Source organism: Sphingomonas sp., from assembly GCF_019242355.1.
Taxonomy (GTDB): Bacteria; Pseudomonadota; Alphaproteobacteria; order Sphingomonadales; family Sphingomonadaceae; genus Sphingomicrobium.
On the sequence record NZ_JAFAVR010000074.1, the window covers coordinates 1 to 18,838 of the forward strand.

Here is an 18,838-nt window from a genome sequence, read left to right on the forward strand (position 1 = left end):
CATGGCCGTCAGCCTGGAAACCCGAATTCCGTTCCTTGACCACCGTGTTGCGGCTCTCGCCGCAAGGATCCCGGTCGGCATGAAGGTGCGGGACGGCAGGGGTAAGCACATCATTCGCAGGCTTCTCTATGAATATGTCCCGCGCGAGATCATCGATCGTCCCAAGGCAGGTTTTGGAATCCCGGTCGGCGAATGGATCAAGGGACCCTTGCGTCCCTGGGCCGAGGAGTTGTTGAGCCCTGCAGCACTCAAGGCCGAGGGATTGCTGAATCCGACGATCGTCCGGCGGCGGTGGAATGACCATCTTGCGGGGCGGCGCGATTCCACGCCGGCTTTATGGGCTGTCCTCATGCTTCAAGCCTGGCTCGAGCAGCAGCGTTCGTGCCGGGCGGAGGCAGCCTGAAGATAGGAAAGGGTCCACGCCGAGTCATTCACCGCAGTAACGACTCGCTCCGGCGATAACTATTTGCCGACGACTATGCCCGACCTTCGAACTGGATAGCATCGGACCCACACGGGAGGGGGTTCCGGTGAAGAGACATATTCTGCTGGCGGCTGCGGCCGCCTGTTTCGCGCTGATTCCGATCAATGGGGCGATCGCGGCGTCGACGATGATGATTCCGTCGGCGACCATGTTCGGGACTCGGGTCCTTGCACTCCACAATCAGCTGCGCTGGGCGGCGGGCGTTCGGCCTGCAGTCTGGGATCGCGCGCTAGCCGCAGCCGCGGACGCTTATGCGGCCCGCCTGGCGAGCAGCGGCCGCTGGGGCCATTCCTCTGATGCTCAGCGTGCCGGGCAGGGTGAAAATCTGTGGATGGGGACTCACGGTGCATTCAGCATCGATCAGATGGTCGGCAGCTGGGCCTCGGAACGCCGGCTGTTCCGCTCGGGGGCGTTTCCCCGCGTCAGCTATACTGGCAGCTGGGACGACGTCGGCCACTATACCCAGATGATCTGGCCCGGAAGCACGCGCGTCGGCTGCGCGGTGCGATCGTCGGCAAGCTACGATTATATGGTCTGCCGCTACTCTCCGGGCGGCAACGTGGTCGGCTTGCGTGTGCCTTGAAGCCACAATCCGGTGCAATTCAGCGATTTACGTGAAAAGTTAGGTCAACAACGGTAGCAAGCAACTCCGTTACGGGGTAAGCGTTGCGCCGTGACTGGTAACAGCTGGATCATCCATGCTGATCAGGAGACGAATGGCATGAGCGGTATGCGTGTGAACGGCATCATCGGGACCGTTCTTTCCATCGCGCTGACGCTCGGCTCGACGAACGCGGCCGCTGCTGCCGTGCCAGGCGCCGCCGTTCCTCAGCAGATCAGTCCCTGGGCAGCATTGACCGCGCTCAGCGCTGGCGCGCCCGCTGCTACCTTGTGCGGTGCTGCCGCCACGGCCGTGGCGATGCAAGGTCCGGCGACCGGTTGCGTGCTCCCAGCGATCGACGCGCCACCTCCGGTAGCTGTTGCGGAGCCCGCGCCAGTTTCGGCTACTCCGGTCGTTCCTGTGGCGCCGCATTACATCGTCTCGCCACTGTTCCTTGCGCTCGCGGCGCTGACGACTGGCGCCCTCATCTATTTCCTGGTTCGCAATAACCATCACACCATTAGCCCGGCCTGAGCAAAGGGTCGCCGCTGCATCGATTCGGAGGGAAGAGCGTCATGGAGTTTACGCTTGCCGCGCGTGTCGCCCTTGGGTTGACGCTCGTCACCGCCTTTCCCGCCACCGCGATTGCACAAGCCTGGGTTCCGGGCTCAGAAATTGCAGGCCCCCCGGTTCGGGTCACGACCGCCGGAGTGACCAATACCGTCTATTTCGATCAAGGCGGCTCGGCGCGCATCATGACGCCCGGCGGCAATACGGTAAACGGCACCTGGACCGCCATCAATGGCCATCTCTGCCTCAGCAACGGAGCGGCGCAAGAGTGCTGGCCTTACGCGGCGCCTTTCCAGGCAAACCAGCCGCTGACGCTCACAAGCAGCTGTAACGCGACGTCGACCTGGCTTGCCTCGGCCGTCAACGGCCCGACCCCGCCACCCGAAGCCGCGGGGGAGCGCGGCAAGTAGGCACGCCGCCTAGGCTTCGGCCTCGAAGCGCTCGTGCAGGGCCCGCAGCGAGCTCTCGTGCGTGAGATCGAGGTGCAGTGGCGTCACCGTCACATAGCCGTCGGCCAGCGCCTCAAGGTCGGTTGAATGGCCTGGAGTTTCGACGACGGGTCCCAGACCAAACCAGAAATACTCGTAACCCCGCGGATCCTGCCGCTTGACGATGCGTAACCGACCGTAGTCGCGAATGCCCTGGCGGCAGACCCGGATGCCGCGAACCGCGTCGGGCGCAAGCGCGGGGAAATTGACGTTGACCAGGGTCTTGGGCGCCATCTCTAATTCGACCAAAGGACGAAGCACGCGTGACGCCCAGGCCTCGGCGGCCGCGAAAGGGACGGTGTCGCCCATGCCCTCGCGCGGATAGGCCTGGCTCAGCGCGATCGAGGGCACGCCGGCAAGCGCTCCCTCCATCGCGGCGGAGACAGTACCCGAATAGGTGACGTCCTCCGCAATGTTGGCACCCCGATTGATGCCCGACAGGATGACGTCCGGCGGATTGTCCTTCAGCACATGCGCAAGTGCGAGCATCACCGCATCGGTCGGCGTGCCGGTGACCGAGAAGCGCCGATCGTCGTGCTGGCGGAGTCGGACCGGCATGCTGAGGGTCAGCGAATGACCGGCGCCGGACTGTTCGTCGGCCGGCGCGACGATCCAGACGTCGTCGCTGAGCGCGCGCGCAACCGATTCCAGCAGGTGCAGCCCGCGCCCGTTCACACCGTCGTCGTTGGTCAGCAGGATGCGCATCGCGGACCTATGGCGGGCGCCGCGGCGACGGGCAACCGGGACGGGATTGCGCCATATTCGCAACAGCTTGGCGATTTCTTCACGGCGCCGCGGACAGTTCTTGTTCAGGCTTGCCGTCGTAACTATAGGCCCGGATTGGGGATACCGACTTACCCGGTTTCAAGTCCCGGGAAAGTCTCAGTAATCGCCTCCGGCTGCACCGGTGGCCCGGCGCAGCAGGCGGCGGGCGTTTGGGGGAGCTCCGCATTATGCGGCGCTCGGTGCGGGGAGAGGCATATGGCGACTGCGCTTGTCGACCTTTACGGCGGCGATGACTTTGAACCTTTCGACAGGATCATACTCGCGGAGGGCTATCGCCCGGCCGAGGAGGAGGAATTCATGTGTGGGCGCCACCGCGCCTATTTCCTCCGCAAGCTGAAGGATTGGAAGGACGCGATCATCGAGGAGTCCCGCCAGACCATGGCGCAGCTGCAGATCGATTCGCTCCGCGAGCCCGACCTGGCCGACCGCGCATCGAGCGAGACGGACTGGGGCATCGAGCTTCGCACCCGCGACCGGCAGCGCAAGCTGATCGCCAAGATCGATAGTGCGATCCGCCGCCTTTACGACGGCGAGTATGGCTATTGCGAAGTCACTGGCGAGCCGATTTCGCTGGGCCGCCTCGAAGCGCGCCCGATCGCGACCATGACGCTCGAGGCGCAGGAGCGGCACGAGCGCATCGAGAGAGTCTCGCGCGACGACTGAATGATCACGGCCGCCGCATGCAGCCCTGATGGGCGTGGCGGCGGCCCAGTGAGGCAGCTAGTGGTGGGTCACGTGCCCGGCAAGCTCGTCCTTGAGCTTGAGCTTCTCTTTCTTGAGGCGATGGAGAAGGTCTTCGTCGGGATGGGTGCGGTGCTCCTCCTGTTCGATCAGGGCGTGGAGCGCAGCGTGCTTCGATTCGATTTCCTCGACGACTGCCTTGTCCATGGATGGCGTTCCTTTTCGGATTGCGACTGACAACATCGCAGTAAATCACGATTTTGTGGATTTGTCTTGAGGCTTGTCACGGCTCAACCGGCCCCGGCCGCTGCCCGTCGATACCGGACAGCGCTTCGCCTCGGCGGCCGGTTGCATTAGAAAGCGGCGATGAACGACGACGAACCTCAGTCGAGCCTCGACGAGCTCAGGACCGAGCACCGCCGGCTCGATGCGCGCATTCAGGAGCTGAGCGCGGAAGCCGGGCCCGACAAACTGGAGGTCGCGCGACTCAAGAAGCGCAAGCTTTTGATCAAGGACGAGATCCAGCGGATCCTCGACTCCAGTATTCCCGACATCATCGCCTGACCCCCGCTCGCGTCAGCGTCCCCCGTTGGGACGGGCTGCCGTCTCGCTCGCCCAATTCGTCCGCTGATACGTTTTCACGGCCATGCATCGGTGGCAGTGTCACTTCGATATGGACGAATCGGACCTGCCGCCGGCGCAAGTGCGCATCACTTCCCGATTGATCGACTCGCTCTACACGGAGGCGATGGTCCTCGCCGATGAAGCGCGGTCCTATTTCGATGATGCCGGCCGAGAGGAGCGTGCTCTTCTCGACCCATTCGCTCGGGTCGGCTTCGCCTGTGAATCCCTGAAGGTGACGACGCGCGTCATGCATATCGTCGCCTGGCTCCTGACCCAGCGTGCGATCGAATCGGGAGAGATCGAGCATCCTGGCGGTCGGCGCCCGGAACGCCGGCTCGGCCATGCGGAAAGCAGCGATCCAATGGTCGTCGCGCAGCTTCCCGAAGGCGCGCGCCGGCTGATCCAGGCCAGCGCCGACCTCTATGCGAGGGTCCAGCGGATCGACGATGGCAGCTTCGAGCCGGAGGCGGTGCCGAGCCCCGCCCGGGCGCTGATGGGGCGCCTTGAGCGCGGCCTGGGTGGCGGGCCTGCCTACTAGAGAGCGGCCACGCGTGCCATGGCGGCAGCATATGTGCTGCCAGCAAGTCGATGAACTCCGGCCCGCTGGATGCGGTAGATCGCTCCGTCGCGGTAGGACCAGTCAGAGCCCGTGGTAATCGCGGTACCAGCGGACGAACCTCGGAACCCCTTCGTCGATGGTCGTGATGGGCGTGAAACCATGGTCGCGTTCTATGGCGCTAATGTCGGCGAACGTATCCTTCACGTCTCCGGCCTGCATTGGCTGTGGGTCCAGAAGCGCCTTGCGCCCTGTCGCCTGCTCGAGAAGCTCGATCAGCCGCATCAAATTCTCGCTGCGGCTGTTGCCGATATTGTAGAGAGCGTGCGGGGCGGTGCTGCCGCCGGCCTTGGACGCCCCGTCGTCGAGCGGCGGCCCGTCGAGGCAGGCGACGACGCCGCTGACGATGTCGTCGACGTAGGTGAAATCGCGGCGCATCTCGCCGCCGTTAAAGACGGGTAATGGCCTGTCCTCGAACAGTGCCTTGGTGAAGATCCACATCGCCATGTCGGGCCGGCCCCACGGTCCATAGACGGTGAAGAAGCGCAGGCCCGTCATCGGCAGGCGGTAAAGGCTCGCATAGGATTCGCTCAGCAGCTCGTCCGCCTTCTTGGTCGCTGCGTAGAGTGACAGCGGATGGTCGACGCGGTCCTCGATGCGGAACGGAATGCTCTTGTTGCCGCCATAGACGGATGACGAGGATGCATAGACGAAGTGACTGGACCGGCGCGCTCGGGCGAGCTCCAGCAAGTTGCAGTGGCCGACCAGATTGGACTGCACGTAGGCCGACGGGTTTTGAAGGCTGTAGCGAACTCCCGCCTGCGCACCGAGATGAACGATGCGGTCGAAGTCCGTCGACGCCGCGAGCTCGCCTAAAGCGCGAGCGTCCGCGAAGTCGAGCTGCTCAAACCGAAAACGATTGCCGTCGAACTCCCGGCGCAGCGCATTCAGTCGCGCGTGCTTGAGCGAAGGGTCGTAATAATCGTTGAGATTGTCGATGCCGACGACGGTCTCGCCACGCGCCAGCAATGCGCGCGTGGTCGCAGCGCCGATGAATCCCGCGGCTCCGGTGACGAGAACAGTCATGTCGGTGCCATAGGGCGCTGATCCTGCAGCCGCCAAGGTCCAATTCGGGACTGCGTTCGACCTGTCCCGTTTGAACACGGCTTGACGCGGCCGCCCGGATGGGTCGAAAATGGCCGCGGAACCGAGCCGCGCCTGCCGAGGGGGGCAAACGGCCGTGAATGCAATATCGACGCAAGGCTTCGCGCTCGCGAGGGCTCCGTACGCGCGGCCTGCTCGAACGCTGAATGGTTGGCTGTTGCTAGGCGGCGCAGCCCTTGCCCTGCTCGCCATCACCGCAGTCGCGGCACTTCCAAGCGCAACCAGCCCCCTACATGCGCAGCCGGTCCCGCAGTCCGCGCTGCCGCCGCCGCCGCGTTACATCGGAGCCGCCACCGATCCAGCCCCGCGAGTTGCTGCGGTCGACGAAAACACGCGCCGCTTCTCGGGGCTCGTCGGCAGCGATCTCACCACGTCATTGGAAGCCGCGGGCGTCCCGGCGGCGCAGGGGCGCGACTATGTCGCCGTGCTCGCCCGCGCGATCCGGCTGCAGGATGGCCTCAGCGTTGACGACCGCTTCGACCTGGTGGTTGAACGGCAGCCTGACGGAACACTTGGCCAATTACTCTATGTCGGCCTTGATCGGGTCGCGCGTGCCGACGTCGAGCTCCTCAAATGGACCGACGGAAAGCACATGATCTGGGTCAATGGCGATGGTGTCGGCGGCGAAACCCAGGGCGCGCTGCACCTGCCAGTCGCTGGACGGGTCACGTCCGGCTTTGGTGAGCGCTTCCACCCCATCCTCGGTTACGAGCGGTTCCACGCGGGCGTGGATCTCGGCGCCGCGCTTGGCTCACCGATCGCGGCTGCCGCCGACGGGCGGGTGGTGTCCGCCGGATGGCGTGGCGGCTATGGTCGGGCCGTCGAGATCGTCCATGCCAGCGGCCTCGAGACCCTGTACGGGCACATGAGCCGCATCGCAGCGGCGCCCGGCGAGCTGGTGCACCAGGGCGAGGTAATCGGCTATGTCGGCTCCAGCGGCCTCTCGACCGGCCCGCACGTCCATTTCGAGGTGCTGAGGAACGGGCGGCCGGTGAATCCCATGGCAGTCAAACTGGACGGCGGACCGGGCCAGCTGCAGGGAGAGAAGCTGCACCAGTTCGACGACACACTGCGTGCGGTTCTCACCGGATCGGCGGGATAGCCACCAAACGATGTGGCGATCCCGAACGGAAGTGGCCTGGACGACCGGGACTAGCACCTCCGAACTCGACGATGGCGCCGCAGCTGCGCAGATGCCGGTCGAGCGCGGCCACTCGGGGACGTGGCGGCTGTTCCGTCGACCCGCACATCTGCTCTACGCCATCTGCGGCGTGGAACTCGTCGGATCGGTCGGCCTGGCGCTTTCCATGGGATTTCGGACGGCCGGTCGCGCGCCCCTTCTTCCGCATGTGTACTGCGTGATGCTGGTGCTTTGCGGCCCGTTGCTTCGTCGGATTGAAAAGCCGCGAATGGCCGGAGCTTTCGAGACTGTCGGCTTTCTATATGGGCAATCGTTCGCGTTGGCAGCGCTGCTTTATCCGATGACAGCCATCGCTGGGCCTTTTGCAGATGCGGAGCTGTCGTCTGCCGATCGCGCGCTGGGATTCGACTGGCTGGCGCTTGCGAATATGATCAGGGATCGCCCGCTGCTCCTGAGCTTCCTGTGGATCGCCTACCTATCGTTCAATTGGCAGGGTGCGGTCATCATGCCCGCGTTGTTCGCGGTCGGCCGATCCGCTCGAGCCTGGGTCACAATCCTCGGAGCGAACATTGCCCTTCTCGCCACGATCTTGATCTATCCGTTCGTCCCAGCGCAGGCCGCGTTCACGTACAATGGCATTTCGTCAGCGCAGTATCCGAACATGACGGCGCAGGTCGCGTGGCTCACAGCGCCGGCGATTCATGCCATTCGCGATAATGGCGTGCGATTGATTACGCCGGACCTGCTGGTCGCCTTCGTAACCTTTCCAAGCTTTCACGCGGCAGCTGCAGTGCTGCTGGTTTGGGCGGCCTGGCCGGTCAAGGCGCTTCGCTGGCCATTTCTCCTGTTGAATCTGTGCATGGCGTTTTCGGCGCTCATCGTCGGCGCTCACTACCTTGTGGACTTGATCGGCGGCGCATTCGTTGCGTGGATCAGCATCGTGATAGCCAGGCGAGTGCTGAAGGGATTCCCCAGTCCGGCCTAGCGAATAGGCTCCAGCGCTTCACGACCCGGCGTCATGCGCACCTCGATCACGCCAATTCGGTCGACGTACAGTCGGTGCCACTCACCTGACGCCTCGAGGCCATGGAGCAGGGCCTTGCTGCCAAGGGGCAGCATTGCCCAGCGGAAGCCATAGCGCTGTTCGGCGCGATCGAAGGCGGCCATGTCGCCGCCGATGATCTCCGCATAATCGGCTACGAACGGATCGCCGTAGATTTCCGCGCGACCATCGATGTACGGCTTGATGCCGGCGAGGATCAACGGTCCGCCGAACGTGTATTCGTTGAACACGGGCTGTGCCCTCAGCTCGGGCGGCACTGCGGCAATGAGGCCGCGCGGGTTGGCTGCGCTCTCGGGCGGCGTGAAACCGGAGAGGCAAGCATAAGCGAGCATCGGGACAGCGCCGAGCAGCAGCCATCTGGGAACGTCCGCGCTGGTCGATTTCGAGGTGAATAGCGTCGGGACGATCAGGGTCGCGACGATGATGAACGTCCCCTGGTGTCGGACATGGGCAAAGGCCAGCGCCAGGAGCACCAGCAGCAGGACGAGCCGTCCGACCGGAATGCGAACGCCCGTCCATAGCAGCGCGCCCAGCCCGGCAAGAAGCACTCCAAAGAAGTAGGGCGTCGCGTTCGGCGAGCTTGCATGCCATTCGCCGATGAAGGGCAGCATTGCCAGGCTCGCCGTCCGGAACGGCTGGAGCAGCCCGGCGATGCCGTTCGCATTCGCCATCAGCGCGACCACGCTGACGCAACCGAATAGCAGCCACGAACGGCCATTGGTCCAGTTCTCCGCCCGCGCGGAATCGAAACCGATCGCAGCGGCGATCGGAAGCGCAAGCGGGAAGCTCGCGTGCATGTTGGTCCACAGCACGAGCAACAGCGCCCACCGCAATCGGGGTGGCCGCCCGGCCTCGGCGGCGCGCAAGAGGGTGATGGTCCAGATCCCGAGAATCGCCCAGGCAAGGACGTGCGGCCGCGCGAGCACGAAGGGCGCAAGCACCAGGTCGAGCATCAGGAGCGACACCGCTAGGATTGCGATCGACACCCGGCGCCTGAGGTAGAAGAAGATCGCCGCGTGCAGCAGCATCAGTGCGGCCGCAACCAGCGCTGCGACGCCGCCGTAACCGGCCAGCCGGAAGGCGCCGGCATAAATGATCTCCGCCAGCCATTCCATTGCGACCCATGGGCGGCCGGCGGCGGTGTAGGAAAAGGGATCGATCGTGGGGATCCGGCCGTGGCCCAGGATCCATTGTCCGGCGGCGATCTGCCAGCTGACGTCTCCGTCGCGGAACGCTGCGGATGTCATTGCCAGGCCAAGAGGAAGGCCGAGCACCATCGCGATGAAGAGCAGGTGAAGACCGATCTCACGCGGTTCGATCTCGCGCGCCCTGGTGGTTCCCGCGGATGCCTGGTGCCGGTCCGGACGGGTTTGCGGCTGCGAGATCATGGTCCCTTTCGAAGGGGCGCACCGCCGGTCGCGCGTGTGAGATCCTCGTCCTGCCGAAGTCCGGCGCGCCAAGGAAAACACAGACGGCTTCAGGAGGCAAGCGGATCGGCGGTAGGCGACGACAGCGTTCCGGGGGAACCGCGCCCTGCAAGCCTGCATTTACCATATCTCAAGGGTGGCATCGATAAGATTCGAAAGGTCAGGAGGACGTAAGTCGATGCTCGAGCGTTACGGCGACAGACTGCAGGCACGCTCCGCCGCGCTCCTCGTATCGCTGGACTCGCGCCTCGATCGCATCCTTCAATATTGGCTCCTGGTGGCCGGCCTTGTAGCCGCGGCGCGCGTGACGTTCAGCGCGCATCCGGCGGGCGGGCCGCCGATCTCGACCATCGCTTCCTACGCCCTCGTCGTCGTGGCGCCATTTGTCGCGACGATGCTTGCGCTGCGCTGGTTCCACAACGGCGATCGCCAGCCGCAGCCGGTCACTCGGCTTGCGCGTATCGGAAGGTGGCGCACCATATATGCCGCCGAGGCGCGGCTTGACCCCCTGTACGGCACCACTGGAATGATGGTCTCGCTGCTGGTCGGCATCATGCTCAACGTGCCGGTCCGGACCGCCGAATATCTCGCCGCGATGCCGCCCATCCCGTCGGCCGCGCCAAGCTGGCTGGCGGCGCTCCATTTCGCGATGACATTCGACGTGGTCGCGTTCGGCAGCCTCTACATGATCGCGTTCGTGGCCGCGCTCCGGCGCGTGCCCCTGTTCCCGCGGCTGATGGTCGCAATCTGGATGGCCGACCTCGCGATGCAGGTGGCGACGGCCAAGCTCGTGGTTGCTGCTGGGCCGCTGCCGGAAAGCGTTGCCGTCGCGCTTCAGAACATGCTGACCGGCAACGTCAAGAAGGTGCTCATCAGCATGGCGCTATGGCTCCCGTATCTGCTGCTGTCCCGGCGGGTGAACGTGACGTTCCGGCACCGCGTGCCGGCCTGAGCACGACCGGTCATCCGTACCACAGCGGATCGGTTGCTAGGCGCGACTGATTCGTTTTTTGTCTCAGAAGTGTAACGGATGCGGGTGCTGGACCGCCCGATTGCCTGTGTCGGAAGGACGACAAAACGTCCGAAAGCGGGACTGCGAAACTGCTGAAGACCTGTTCGGTTCCAGACCAATCCAAATAAAAAATCCCCAAAAACTAGCGGTTTACGAGCTGCCGTTCCTGACATTGAGGTAAATTGCCGTTAAACCGACGTGGTTGACATCGGGTTAATCGAGAGTCAGCCCTTGCTGCAGCTTAGCGCTCGGGGGTGCGACGGCGGCTCGATCCAATCGGTTCCAATCGGGCAGCGGTCGCGGGTTTCCTTTTCTCCGAAATTGCAAAGCAGCGTCCGTGCCGGCGACGACACGGACTTCTTTCGAGGAAGGACAAGCCATGAAGACGTTCATCAACATGCTGCGCGACGAGGCCGGTGCCTCGGCCGCGGAATATGCTCTCATCCTTGCCATCGTCGGCGCCACGATCGCCGTCGCGGCGGTCGCCCTCGGCGGATCGATCAGCGGCGCGATGGGCCGCGCGGGCAACTGCATCAACGCAGGTTCCTCGGCCACGACCTCGGTCTGCGGCTAAGAGCATCAGCTCGACAGGGTCGGGGCCGTCGTTAGCGATGGCCCCGACTACCCTGCGGTCGATTGCGATTGCCGGGAATTCACTTGCCGGAGCAGTAACTCTGGAGCTCTATAGAGCAGGACATCGCCGCGGGGGTGGCGCGTTATGTTGACACGGCAATCGTGGATTGCGCTTGGGGTGGCGCTCGTTCTCGGGCTCTTCGCGGTCTATATCGCGAACGTCTATCTGACCGGAAAGCAGGAGCAGGCTGCGCTTGGCGGCACGACCAAGGTGGCTGTCGCTTCAGTGCCGCTCGCCTATGGGACCGACATCACGCCCGACAAGGTGCGGTTCGTCGACTATCCCAACAGCAGCATTCCGCCCGGCGTGTTCGTCAATGCCGCGCAGCTCAAGCAGCGTGTCGCGCTGCTGCCGATCGGCGTCAACGAGCCGATCCTCGCAAGCAAGATTTCCGGGACGGGGCAGGGCGCCTCGATCGCCGCGCTATTGCCGGACGGCATGCGCGCCGCGTCCGTCCGGATCAACGACGTGTCCGGGGTGGCGGGCTTCGTCCAGCCCAACGACAGCGTCGATGTGCTCATCACGCGCCAGGTCGCCGGTGGCACCGGCGCTGGCCAGCAGGTCACGGATATCCTGTTGCAGAATGTCCGGGTCATCGCAATCGACCAGACCGCGAAGAACGACGATGGTTCGCCCAAGGTCGCGCACACCGCGACGCTGGAGGTCAACCCGCTTGACGCCCAGAAGCTGGCCCTGGCCCAGGAGGCGGGAACGCTCAGCCTGGTCCTGCGCAAGCCCGGTGAGCAGAACAACCCGGTCGTCGAGACGGTCAGTCTCAACGACCTTCGCTACAATCTCTATGGCGGAGCGCGCTATCCGGCTCCCGCGGTCGTCGGCTCGTTCGGCGGCGGGCTCGACGGCGCAATTTCCGGAGCGATGATGCGCACGGCCGCGCAGATCAACGCCCCGCACGCACATGCGACGGTCCGGACCGCGACCACGCACGTCGTCATCCGCAAGCATTCGCCGGCCGCGCCGCCGCCGGAGACCAGCCGCAGCGTCGAAGTCTACCGGGGAACGGCGAGCAACTCGTACAAGGTGGGGGAATGATGGGGGGCAATCTATTCTCGAGCTTGCGCGCATTGCGTCGTGCAAGCGCGGCGGGAGCGATCCTTGCGATCGCCTTTGCCGCTCAACCGGCGCTCGCCCAGGTCACCCTTGCCGAGGGTGTCCACGCGGGTGAGCTGGATGTTCCGGTCAACAAGAGCCAGGTGCTGCGCGCCGACCGGCCCTACGCCAAGGCGCTGATTGGCAGCCCGGAGATCGCCGACGTCCTGCCGCTCAGCGATACGTCGGTCTACGTGCTCGGCAAGAAGGCCGGCACGACGAGCCTCACGCTCTACGATCGCTCCAACCATCTGATTGCCGTCGTCGACGTGGTCGTCGGCCCGGACGTGATGACGCTGAAGCACCAGCTTGCCGACCTCATTCCCGGTGACGACATTTCCGCCCGGGTATCCAACGACTCCATCGTCCTGGAGGGTGTCGTGCCGGGCTCGGTCGATGCCGATCGGGCCGTGCAGCTCGCGGACACCTATGCGCCCGGCAAGGTCGTCAACATGCTCTCGATCGGATCGTCACAGCAAGTCATGCTGGAAGTCCGCTTCTCGGAAGTGAAAAGGTCCGCGTTGCAGCAGCTCGGGTTCCGCTACGGTGGAAATAACGGATCCAATTTCGCCGGCGTGATCGGCAACGGGTCCGGACTTCAACCGGGCTCCGGCGATTCATCGAATCCGGCGACACCGTTCGGCAACGGGCGCCTGACGCTCGGCACGATCGCCGACACCGCGGCGGTGCTGACGCGCAAGTTCGGCATCGGCGGCCTGAACTTCTGGGCCGCCTTCGATGCGCTCGAGACCAAGGGCGACGTCAACACGCTTGCCGAGCCGACCCTCACGGCGCTGTCGGGCGAGACCGCGAGCTTCCTGGCCGGCGGCGAGTTCCCGGTTCCGGTCGTGCAGAATGGCGGCGGTGGCGGTGGTGGCGCCGGCGCCGGCGGGAACGGGAGCAGCGCGATCTCGGTCGAGTGGAAACCATTCGGGGTCAGCCTCTCCTTCACTCCGACGGTGCTCGCCGACGGCGTCATCAACCTCGTGGTCGCGCCGGAGGTCAGCTCGATCGACCCGTCGGCGTCGATCACGATCAACAACCTCACCATCCCCGGCCTGCAGACGCGGCGCGCGAAGACGGTCGTCGAGCTTCGCGACGGAGAGAGCTTTGCCCTGGCCGGCCTGCTGCGGAAGGATTTCCAGGATACGATCCGGGAGGTCCCGCTGCTGGGCAAGCTCCCGATCATCGGGACGCTGTTTCGCTCCACTGGCTTCCAGCACCAGGAGACCGAACTGGTGATCATCGTCACTCCGCGCCTGGTGCGGCCGGTGCGTGCGGGAACCCTGCGGGTGCCGACCGATCGCGTGCTGCCGCCCAATGAGGCGGACCTGCTGCTCAACGGGCGACAGGACAGCGCAATGCCGCCGTCGGGCGTCGAGATTGCCGCTCCGCCGCCGCCGCCGCCGGCCTATGTCGCGCCTCCGCCACCACCGCCGCCGCCCGCGGGCGGGATGGCGCAGGCCAAACCCTCCGGTTTCGAGAAGGACTATGGGCATGTCCTCTAAGCTGACGCTGATCGCCACGGCGATGCTTCTGACCTGCGGATGCAGGACCGCCTACACACATCACATTGGCGAGGAGGACCCGGGTCTGGGCGAGGCGGTCAAGTACAACGCGGCCGCGCAGATCATCAATCCGGACCCCGTCTATCCTGCGGCCGGGGCGCAGCCTGGCGACAGTGGCGTGAAGGCGGCTGCCGCCCTCAAGCGCTACCGCACCGACACGGTCAAGCAACTCGAGACGATTTCGTCGACCGAGAGCTCGAGCGGAGGCAGCGGCAGCGGCAGCGGCTCGAGCTCCACGCACTGAGAATGAACCAGGATGCGGCGTACCCTGCAGCGCTTGTGGAAGCAGACTGACGGAGCCGTCGCGCCGACCGTCGCGCTGTCCCTGGTGGGCTTGATCGCCGTTGGCGGGATCGCCTTCGATTATGCGCGGATGGCGACCATGCATACCGAGCTGCAGGATGCGGCGGACCAGGCGGCGCTGGCAGCGGCAAGCCAGCTTGATGGGCAGTCGGGAGCTTGCTCACGGGCGGCGGCGGCGGCGTCGCAATTGCTCAACAACTACACCCTGTTCGCCGCGCGCCCTACCGGCACGACGGCTGCGGTGACGGTCACTCAGGAGAGCGGCTGCGATTCGACCGGCAACATCAAGTTCTACAAGACTTACGACCAGAGCACCGATACGCCCGGAACCGCGGCAGCTACGGCAGCTGACGCGAAGTTTGTGATTGTCACGGTCGACGCCAGGACGGCCAATTATGCGCTGACTCCAATCGCGAGCCTCCTCACCAAAAGCCAGACCATGACCGGCACCGCAGTGGCGACGCTGGGCTCCGGCGCAGTCTGCAAGGTGCCCCCGCTGATGATCTGCAACCCAACGGAGACGCCAACGAACCTCGCGTTCGATCCGAGCGCCTATGCCGGCAAGGGGTTGAAGCTCGAGGCGGGCGGCGGCACGACCTGGGCACCGGGGAACTACGGCTACCTCGACTTCGGCAGCGGCGCCAAGACCGTCGAGCAGGCGATCGGCTCGAACGTCGAGAACAATCCCTGCATCGCGGCCAATAACGTGAACACCGAGCCCGGCAACGTTGCGTCCGCGCCGAAGGGCATCAACACGCGCTTCGACATTTACGAGAACGGGCTGGTCGCCGCTTGCGATTCTTCAACGGGCAATTGCAGCCCGGCGCTGGACGTGATCAAGGACGTGATCCATCCCCAGTTCAGCAGCGGAGCAACTCCGAACGAGACTGCGGGCAAGAGCGACAATTGCGGGTTCAAGACCGGCAGCGGCCCCTGGGACCTGCCTTCGGTCCAGTATCTCCCCGACCCCGTAACGCGGCTACAGCCTACAGCCCTCGGAAAGCCGACCTCGATGGGATCGCCACGGGACATCTGCCACTCGATCAGTAGCACCGGCGACTGCGCCAATGGCCGCTTCGGCGACGGAGCCTGGGACCGCAACCTCTACTTCCAGGTGAATTACGGGACCACCGGCACCGGCTGGCAATCCCTTAGCTGGCTCAGTAACTGGGCTGCCACGAACGGCGTGACGCTGTCCACGATCAGCCGCTATAATGTGTATCGCGCGGAGACGGCAGCGATCCAGGCGGGGACCCTGCTCAACAAGTCCGGCACAGACGCCAAGCGCCGGCTCGCCGAGACCTCGAGCAAGGGCAAGCCCACAAGCTTCTATGATTATGCCAATGGGCGCTGCGCCCCGTCAAAGGCGCCGACGGCAACGGTCAAGGACAGGCGCCTCCTCACTGCCGCCGTCGTCAACTGCGCGGCCGGAAGCGTGAAGGGGTCGAGTGCGGTCCAGCCGATCGGCTGGGTCGACCTGTTCCTAGTCGAGCCCTCACTCGATCGCAGCCGCACGAGCAAGGACCAGATCTACGTGGAGGTCGTGGGCGGCGCGAAGAAGCCGGACGGATCGACCGCTTTTCAATATTATCTGCGGCAGCGGCCGATGCTGATCAAATGAGAGCGCTCATCGCCCTGTTGCCGGACCAGCGTGGCGCCGCGGCCGTGGAGATGGCCATGGTCATCCCGATCCTGCTCGTCCTCACGTTTGGGCCGATCGAGCTCGGCAATTACTTCATGTCGGAACATGCGCTCATCAAGGGCGTGCGCGACGGTGCGACGTTTGCGGCGCACCAGGACGCGAGCAATTATGACTGCACGGCGCCGGGGTCCGTTTCGAACACGCTCAAGGCGAGCGTCGAGGATGTCGTTCGGGGCGGTCAGCTCACCACCGGCAACGACCGGTTGCCCAACTGGGATTCCGCGCAAACGACCTTCACTGTCACGTTCAGCTGCGTCACCCAGGCTGCGGACGGCACCGGCCTGTCCGGGATGTACAAGCTCAATGGCGGCAACGTGCCGGTGGTTACTGTCACGGCGTCGCTTCCGTACCGGTGGGCCGTGGGCAATGTCGTGTTTCCCGCTTCCGGCCTCAAGGTGAACGCCAGCGAGCAGGCGACGGTGCTCGGCATATGAAGCGCCTCGCCAACAGTCTCTGGACGTCGTCGACCGGATCGTCGGCGGCCGAGTTCGCACTGGTCCTGCCGCTGCTCCTCATCTTCCTGTTCGGGATCATCGACGGTGGCCGCTTCATGTGGGCATACAATCGGGCCGAGAAGGCAACGCAGACGGGGACACGCTTCGCGGTCGTCACCGATCCCGTGGCCCCGGGGCTTTATGCCTACAAGTTCACGTCGAGCGGTCTCGGGGCTGGTGACACGATCCCGGCGAGCTCGCTCGGCACGATAACCTGCAGCTCGACGACCTGCACTTGCACCGCCACTCCGTGTCCGTCGGGCACCGGTGCGCCAACCGGAGCATGGACGCAGCTGGTGGCACGAATGAAGCAGATCGATCCCGATATCGCAGAGACCAACGTGCAGGTCGTCTATCAAGGTTCCGGCCTCGGCTTTGCCGGCAATCCGTCGGGCATGGACGTCGATCCGATTGTCAGCGTCAGGCTGACCGGGCTCCAGTTCAAGCCGTTGACCACGCTGACCCTTGCGACCTTCAGGATGCCTGATTTCCACGCCGCGCTGACCGCCGAGGACAGCTACGGAACGCAATCCAACTGAGGTGCCGCCAGTGTCCGCGATGAACCCCAACGAGACCACTCGAACCTGGCAGACCAACAGGCGCGACCTGGGCGTCGATCTCTATCTCAGCGGTTTCGAGGGCGATCCGGCGGAACTGGTCGGTGCCCAGGTTGCCGGGTTCCCGGTGCATCTGAGCATTGCGCCGGTGACTGACTGGATCGATCCGCAGGACCTGGGATCGGCCGCAGCTGCCGTGATCCAGGTCGATTCGGACACGCCGGCATCGATCAAGCGCTTCCAGAAGCTCGCCCAGGCGACTGCGACTCCCCTCATTGCGGCGGCCTATGATCCGTCGCTGGCGCTGGTTCGCGCACTGATCCGTTCCGGCGCGCACGATGTGGTGCCGCTGCCGCTCAGCCTTGAGGAGCTGGACGCTTCGATCGCTCCGCTCCGCGACGAGATCCGCAAGGCCTCGCGCGCCGCAGAGTCGAGCAGGTCGAAGCTGGTCACAATCGTAAAAGGCCTCGGCGGCATCGGCGCGACGGCGCTTGCCGGCCAGCTTGCGATCCGCTTCGCCCGGCATGAGGTGGCGCGCGACCGTGAGGCTTGCCTGATCGATCTCGACGTTCAGTTCGGCGACGTGGCCTTTCAGTTGGGGCTTCGGCCGAAGCTGTCACTGCACGAGCTCCTCGAAGCCGGTACCAGGCTCGACTCCGCGCTCCTCCGCGCCACCACCACGCATCATTCGAGCGGCCTTGCGGTGATCGCAGCGCCGCCGGAGATGATGCCGCTGGAGAGTGTGTCGAGCGATCACCTGCTCAACGTCGTCGATCTTGCGACCCGTGAGTTCGGAACCGTCTTCGTCGACCTTCCGAGCAATTGGACGAACTGGTCCTTGTCGCTCGTCGCCCGGTCCGACCTCGTGCTGCTGGTGACCGAACTCAGCATCGCAGGGCTTCACCGTGCGTCGAAGCAGCTCCGATTGCTCGAATCGCAGGATCTCGGCGAACTCGATGTCCGAGTCGTCGCCAATCGGTTCGACAAGGGGCAGGCGCGGGCGATCCGGCCGGCGGACATCCACAAGGCGCTCGGCCGCGGGATCGCCTATACAGTGGCGGACGACGAGCCCCTGATGCGTGCAGCTCTCGACCGTGGCGTCCCGATCGGGGACCTCAAGCGGAAGAGTCCTCTGGGCAAGGACATCGATACGCTCGATGCCGGAGTCGCAGCAGCACTCGGATTGGAACGGTAAGATGTGGCAGATTCGCAAGACTAGAGCTTCGGACGGGATTGAGGAGCAGGACACGCGGGTTGAGCCGCTCGCCGACCGCCGGCTGATCGCCGTCGGGGATGCGGGCGCATTCAGTCATCGCGAAGCGCACACCGACCTCAAGGTTGCGCTTCATCAGCGTCTCCTCGACCTCATCAACCTTCAGGCTCTGGACAAATTGTCGCGCGAGCAGATCCAGGCCGAAGTTGGCGACATCGTCGTCGAGGAGCTAAACAAGCAGAACCACGCGCTCAATCATGCCGAGCGCAAGCAGCTGGTCGGCGACGTGCTCGACGAATTGCTCGGGCTCGGGCCGCTCGAGCCTCTGCTCAAGGACCCGACGATCACCGACATCCTTGTAAACGGCCACGACCGCGTGTTCGTCGAGCGCTACGGCACCCTCGAGCTAAGCCCGGTGCGGTTCAAGGATGAGCGGCACCTCGTCCGGATTATCCAGAAGATTGTCTCGGCGGTCGGGCGCCGCATCGACGAATCCTCGCCGATGGTCGACGCGCGCCTGCCGGATGGTTCGCGGGTGAACGCGGTTATCGGGCCGCTTGCAATTGACGGCCCTGCGCTATGTATCCGGCGCTTCGGCGCATTTGGCAACGACATTTCCCAGCTCGTGCAGCGTAGCACGCTTACACCTGAAATGGTCGCCTT

Annotated in this window: 23 protein-coding genes; 19 read left to right on the forward strand and 4 right to left on the reverse strand. The window is 64.7% G+C overall.

What is annotated here, in order from left to right; translation table 11 throughout:
- The 4 genes from JOZ79_RS03505 to JOZ79_RS03520 form a co-directional block, all read left to right on the forward strand.
- Positions 1–403: asparagine synthase C-terminal domain-containing protein (locus tag JOZ79_RS03505; RefSeq protein WP_294070633.1), on the forward strand; the 403-nt coding region annotated here is incomplete at its 5' end.
- 127 nt (positions 404–530) lie between these two features.
- Positions 531–1,067 carry a CAP domain-containing protein gene (locus tag JOZ79_RS03510; RefSeq protein WP_294070636.1) on the forward strand — a complete coding sequence of 179 codons (537 nt, stop codon included), beginning with the start codon at positions 531–533 and terminating at the stop codon, positions 1,065–1,067.
- A 138-nt stretch (positions 1,068–1,205) separates the two neighbouring features.
- Positions 1,206–1,619 carry a hypothetical protein gene (locus JOZ79_RS03515; protein ID WP_294070638.1) on the forward strand — a complete coding sequence of 138 codons (414 nt, stop codon included), beginning with the start codon at positions 1,206–1,208 and terminating at the stop codon, positions 1,617–1,619.
- Positions 1,620–1,660: 41 nt separating this feature from the next.
- Positions 1,661–2,065, forward strand: coding sequence for a hypothetical protein (locus JOZ79_RS03520; protein ID WP_294070640.1), 405 nt, complete (start codon positions 1,661–1,663; stop codon positions 2,063–2,065).
- Between the two features lie 9 nt (positions 2,066–2,074).
- Here the strand turns inward: JOZ79_RS03520 and surE are convergent, their stop codons facing one another.
- Positions 2,075–2,848: a 5'/3'-nucleotidase SurE gene (gene surE, locus JOZ79_RS03525; protein ID WP_294070643.1), complete on the reverse strand. Its 774-nt coding sequence runs from the start codon at positions 2,846–2,848 to the stop codon at positions 2,075–2,077.
- 378 nt (positions 2,849–3,226) lie between these two features.
- Between surE and dksA the strand changes: the two genes are divergently transcribed.
- A complete protein-coding gene (dksA, locus tag JOZ79_RS03530) occupies positions 3,227–3,592 on the forward strand; it encodes an RNA polymerase-binding protein DksA (protein WP_294070696.1) in 366 nt (121 codons plus the stop codon).
- A gap of 57 nt (positions 3,593–3,649) precedes the next feature.
- On the opposite strand, the gene JOZ79_RS03535 is transcribed toward dksA, so the two are convergent.
- Complete coding sequence (locus JOZ79_RS03535) at positions 3,650–3,817, reverse strand: DUF465 domain-containing protein (RefSeq protein WP_294070646.1); 168 nt, start codon at positions 3,815–3,817, stop codon at positions 3,650–3,652.
- Positions 3,818–3,976: 159 nt separating this feature from the next.
- Here JOZ79_RS03535 and JOZ79_RS03540 point away from each other — a divergent pair, with 159 nt between their 5' ends.
- Positions 3,977–4,174 carry a YdcH family protein gene (locus JOZ79_RS03540; protein WP_294070649.1) on the forward strand — a complete coding sequence of 66 codons (198 nt, stop codon included), beginning with the start codon at positions 3,977–3,979 and terminating at the stop codon, positions 4,172–4,174.
- Positions 4,175–4,283: 109 nt separating this feature from the next.
- Complete coding sequence (locus JOZ79_RS03545; RefSeq protein WP_294070652.1) at positions 4,284–4,772, forward strand: DUF1465 family protein; 489 nt, start codon at positions 4,284–4,286, stop codon at positions 4,770–4,772.
- Between the two features lie 102 nt (positions 4,773–4,874).
- Here the strand turns inward: JOZ79_RS03545 and JOZ79_RS03550 are convergent, their stop codons facing one another.
- On the reverse strand, positions 4,875–5,876 hold the full coding sequence (locus tag JOZ79_RS03550) for an NAD-dependent epimerase/dehydratase family protein (protein ID WP_294070655.1): 1,002 nt from the start codon (positions 5,874–5,876) through the stop codon (positions 4,875–4,877).
- 154 nt (positions 5,877–6,030) lie between these two features.
- Here JOZ79_RS03550 and JOZ79_RS03555 point away from each other — a divergent pair, with 154 nt between their 5' ends.
- Together JOZ79_RS03555 and JOZ79_RS03560 are read left to right on the forward strand one after the other, a co-directional pair.
- A complete protein-coding gene (locus tag JOZ79_RS03555) occupies positions 6,031–7,056 on the forward strand; it encodes a M23 family metallopeptidase (RefSeq protein ID WP_294070658.1) in 1,026 nt (341 codons plus the stop codon).
- 31 nt (positions 7,057–7,087) lie between these two features.
- Complete coding sequence (locus JOZ79_RS03560) at positions 7,088–8,080, forward strand: phosphatase PAP2 family protein (RefSeq protein ID WP_294070661.1); 993 nt, start codon at positions 7,088–7,090, stop codon at positions 8,078–8,080.
- Here JOZ79_RS03560 and JOZ79_RS03565 read toward each other — a convergent pair.
- Positions 8,077–9,546, reverse strand: a complete 1,470-nt coding sequence (locus tag JOZ79_RS03565; protein WP_294070664.1) for a hypothetical protein — start codon at positions 9,544–9,546, stop codon at positions 8,077–8,079. The two genes, JOZ79_RS03560 and JOZ79_RS03565, sit on opposite strands and share 4 nt — an antisense overlap.
- A 217-nt stretch (positions 9,547–9,763) precedes the next feature.
- Between JOZ79_RS03565 and JOZ79_RS03570 the strand changes: the two genes are divergently transcribed.
- The 10 genes from JOZ79_RS03570 to JOZ79_RS03615 all read left to right on the forward strand — a co-directional run.
- On the forward strand, positions 9,764–10,537 hold the full coding sequence (locus JOZ79_RS03570; protein ID WP_294070668.1) for a DUF2569 family protein: 774 nt from the start codon (positions 9,764–9,766) through the stop codon (positions 10,535–10,537).
- 439 nt (positions 10,538–10,976) lie between these two features.
- A complete protein-coding gene (locus JOZ79_RS03575) occupies positions 10,977–11,171 on the forward strand; it encodes a Flp family type IVb pilin (RefSeq protein ID WP_294070670.1) in 195 nt (64 codons plus the stop codon).
- Positions 11,172–11,348: 177 nt separating this feature from the next.
- The gene (gene cpaB / locus JOZ79_RS03580; RefSeq protein ID WP_294070673.1) at positions 11,349–12,281 is read left to right on the forward strand and encodes a Flp pilus assembly protein CpaB; all 933 of its coding nucleotides are present in this window, start codon (positions 11,349–11,351) and stop codon (positions 12,279–12,281) included.
- On the forward strand, positions 12,278–13,846 hold the full coding sequence (locus tag JOZ79_RS03585) for a type II and III secretion system protein family protein (RefSeq protein ID WP_294070676.1): 1,569 nt from the start codon (positions 12,278–12,280) through the stop codon (positions 13,844–13,846). The genes cpaB and JOZ79_RS03585 overlap by 4 nt, the downstream gene beginning before the upstream one ends.
- Positions 13,836–14,150 carry a hypothetical protein gene (locus JOZ79_RS03590; protein WP_294070679.1) on the forward strand — a complete coding sequence of 105 codons (315 nt, stop codon included), beginning with the start codon at positions 13,836–13,838 and terminating at the stop codon, positions 14,148–14,150. The genes JOZ79_RS03585 and JOZ79_RS03590 overlap by 11 nt, the downstream gene beginning before the upstream one ends.
- Positions 14,151–14,162: 12 nt before the next feature.
- A complete protein-coding gene (locus JOZ79_RS03595; protein WP_294070682.1) occupies positions 14,163–15,830 on the forward strand; it encodes a pilus assembly protein TadG-related protein in 1,668 nt (555 codons plus the stop codon).
- Positions 15,827–16,345: a TadE/TadG family type IV pilus assembly protein gene (locus JOZ79_RS03600; RefSeq protein ID WP_294070685.1), complete on the forward strand. Its 519-nt coding sequence runs from the start codon at positions 15,827–15,829 to the stop codon at positions 16,343–16,345. Before JOZ79_RS03595 ends, JOZ79_RS03600 begins: the two co-directional genes overlap by 4 nt.
- Entirely contained in the window at positions 16,342–16,944 is a 603-nt protein-coding gene (locus JOZ79_RS03605) for a TadE family protein (RefSeq protein ID WP_294070688.1), read from the forward strand. The genes JOZ79_RS03600 and JOZ79_RS03605 overlap by 4 nt, the downstream gene beginning before the upstream one ends.
- Positions 16,945–16,954: 10 nt before the next feature.
- On the forward strand, positions 16,955–18,157 hold the full coding sequence (locus tag JOZ79_RS03610; protein WP_294070690.1) for a pilus assembly protein CpaE: 1,203 nt from the start codon (positions 16,955–16,957) through the stop codon (positions 18,155–18,157).
- 1 nt (position 18,158) lies between these two features.
- A partial coding sequence (locus JOZ79_RS03615; RefSeq protein ID WP_294070693.1) for an ATPase, T2SS/T4P/T4SS family occupies positions 18,159–18,838 on the forward strand: 680 nt, incomplete at its 3' end.

Bases quoted from the DNA above. Each gene is read 5' to 3' on its own strand.
- JOZ79_RS03515 (WP_294070638.1), top strand. From the start codon at position 1,206: ATGAGCGGTATGCGTGTGAACGGCATCATCGGGACCGTTCTTTCCATC.
- JOZ79_RS03520 (WP_294070640.1), top strand. From the start codon at position 1,661: ATGGAGTTTACGCTTGCCGCGCGTGTCGCCCTTGGGTTGACGCTCGTC.
- surE (WP_294070643.1), bottom strand. From the start codon at position 2,848: ATGCGCATCCTGCTGACCAACGACGACGGTGTGAACGGGCGCGGGCTG.
- dksA (WP_294070696.1), top strand. From the start codon at position 3,227: ATGTGTGGGCGCCACCGCGCCTATTTCCTCCGCAAGCTGAAGGATTGG.
- JOZ79_RS03535 (WP_294070646.1), bottom strand. From the start codon at position 3,817: ATGGACAAGGCAGTCGTCGAGGAAATCGAATCGAAGCACGCTGCGCTC.
- JOZ79_RS03540 (WP_294070649.1), top strand. From the start codon at position 3,977: ATGAACGACGACGAACCTCAGTCGAGCCTCGACGAGCTCAGGACCGAG.
- JOZ79_RS03545 (WP_294070652.1), top strand. From the start codon at position 4,284: ATGGACGAATCGGACCTGCCGCCGGCGCAAGTGCGCATCACTTCCCGA.
- JOZ79_RS03550 (WP_294070655.1), bottom strand. From the start codon at position 5,876: ATGACTGTTCTCGTCACCGGAGCCGCGGGATTCATCGGCGCTGCGACC.
- JOZ79_RS03565 (WP_294070664.1), bottom strand. From the start codon at position 9,546: ATGATCTCGCAGCCGCAAACCCGTCCGGACCGGCACCAGGCATCCGCG.
- JOZ79_RS03570 (WP_294070668.1), top strand. From the start codon at position 9,764: ATGCTCGAGCGTTACGGCGACAGACTGCAGGCACGCTCCGCCGCGCTC.
- JOZ79_RS03575 (WP_294070670.1), top strand. From the start codon at position 10,977: ATGAAGACGTTCATCAACATGCTGCGCGACGAGGCCGGTGCCTCGGCC.
- JOZ79_RS03585 (WP_294070676.1), top strand. From the start codon at position 12,278: ATGATGGGGGGCAATCTATTCTCGAGCTTGCGCGCATTGCGTCGTGCA.
- JOZ79_RS03590 (WP_294070679.1), top strand. From the start codon at position 13,836: ATGTCCTCTAAGCTGACGCTGATCGCCACGGCGATGCTTCTGACCTGC.
- JOZ79_RS03595 (WP_294070682.1), top strand. From the start codon at position 14,163: ATGCGGCGTACCCTGCAGCGCTTGTGGAAGCAGACTGACGGAGCCGTC.
- JOZ79_RS03600 (WP_294070685.1), top strand. From the start codon at position 15,827: ATGAGAGCGCTCATCGCCCTGTTGCCGGACCAGCGTGGCGCCGCGGCC.
- JOZ79_RS03605 (WP_294070688.1), top strand. From the start codon at position 16,342: ATGAAGCGCCTCGCCAACAGTCTCTGGACGTCGTCGACCGGATCGTCG.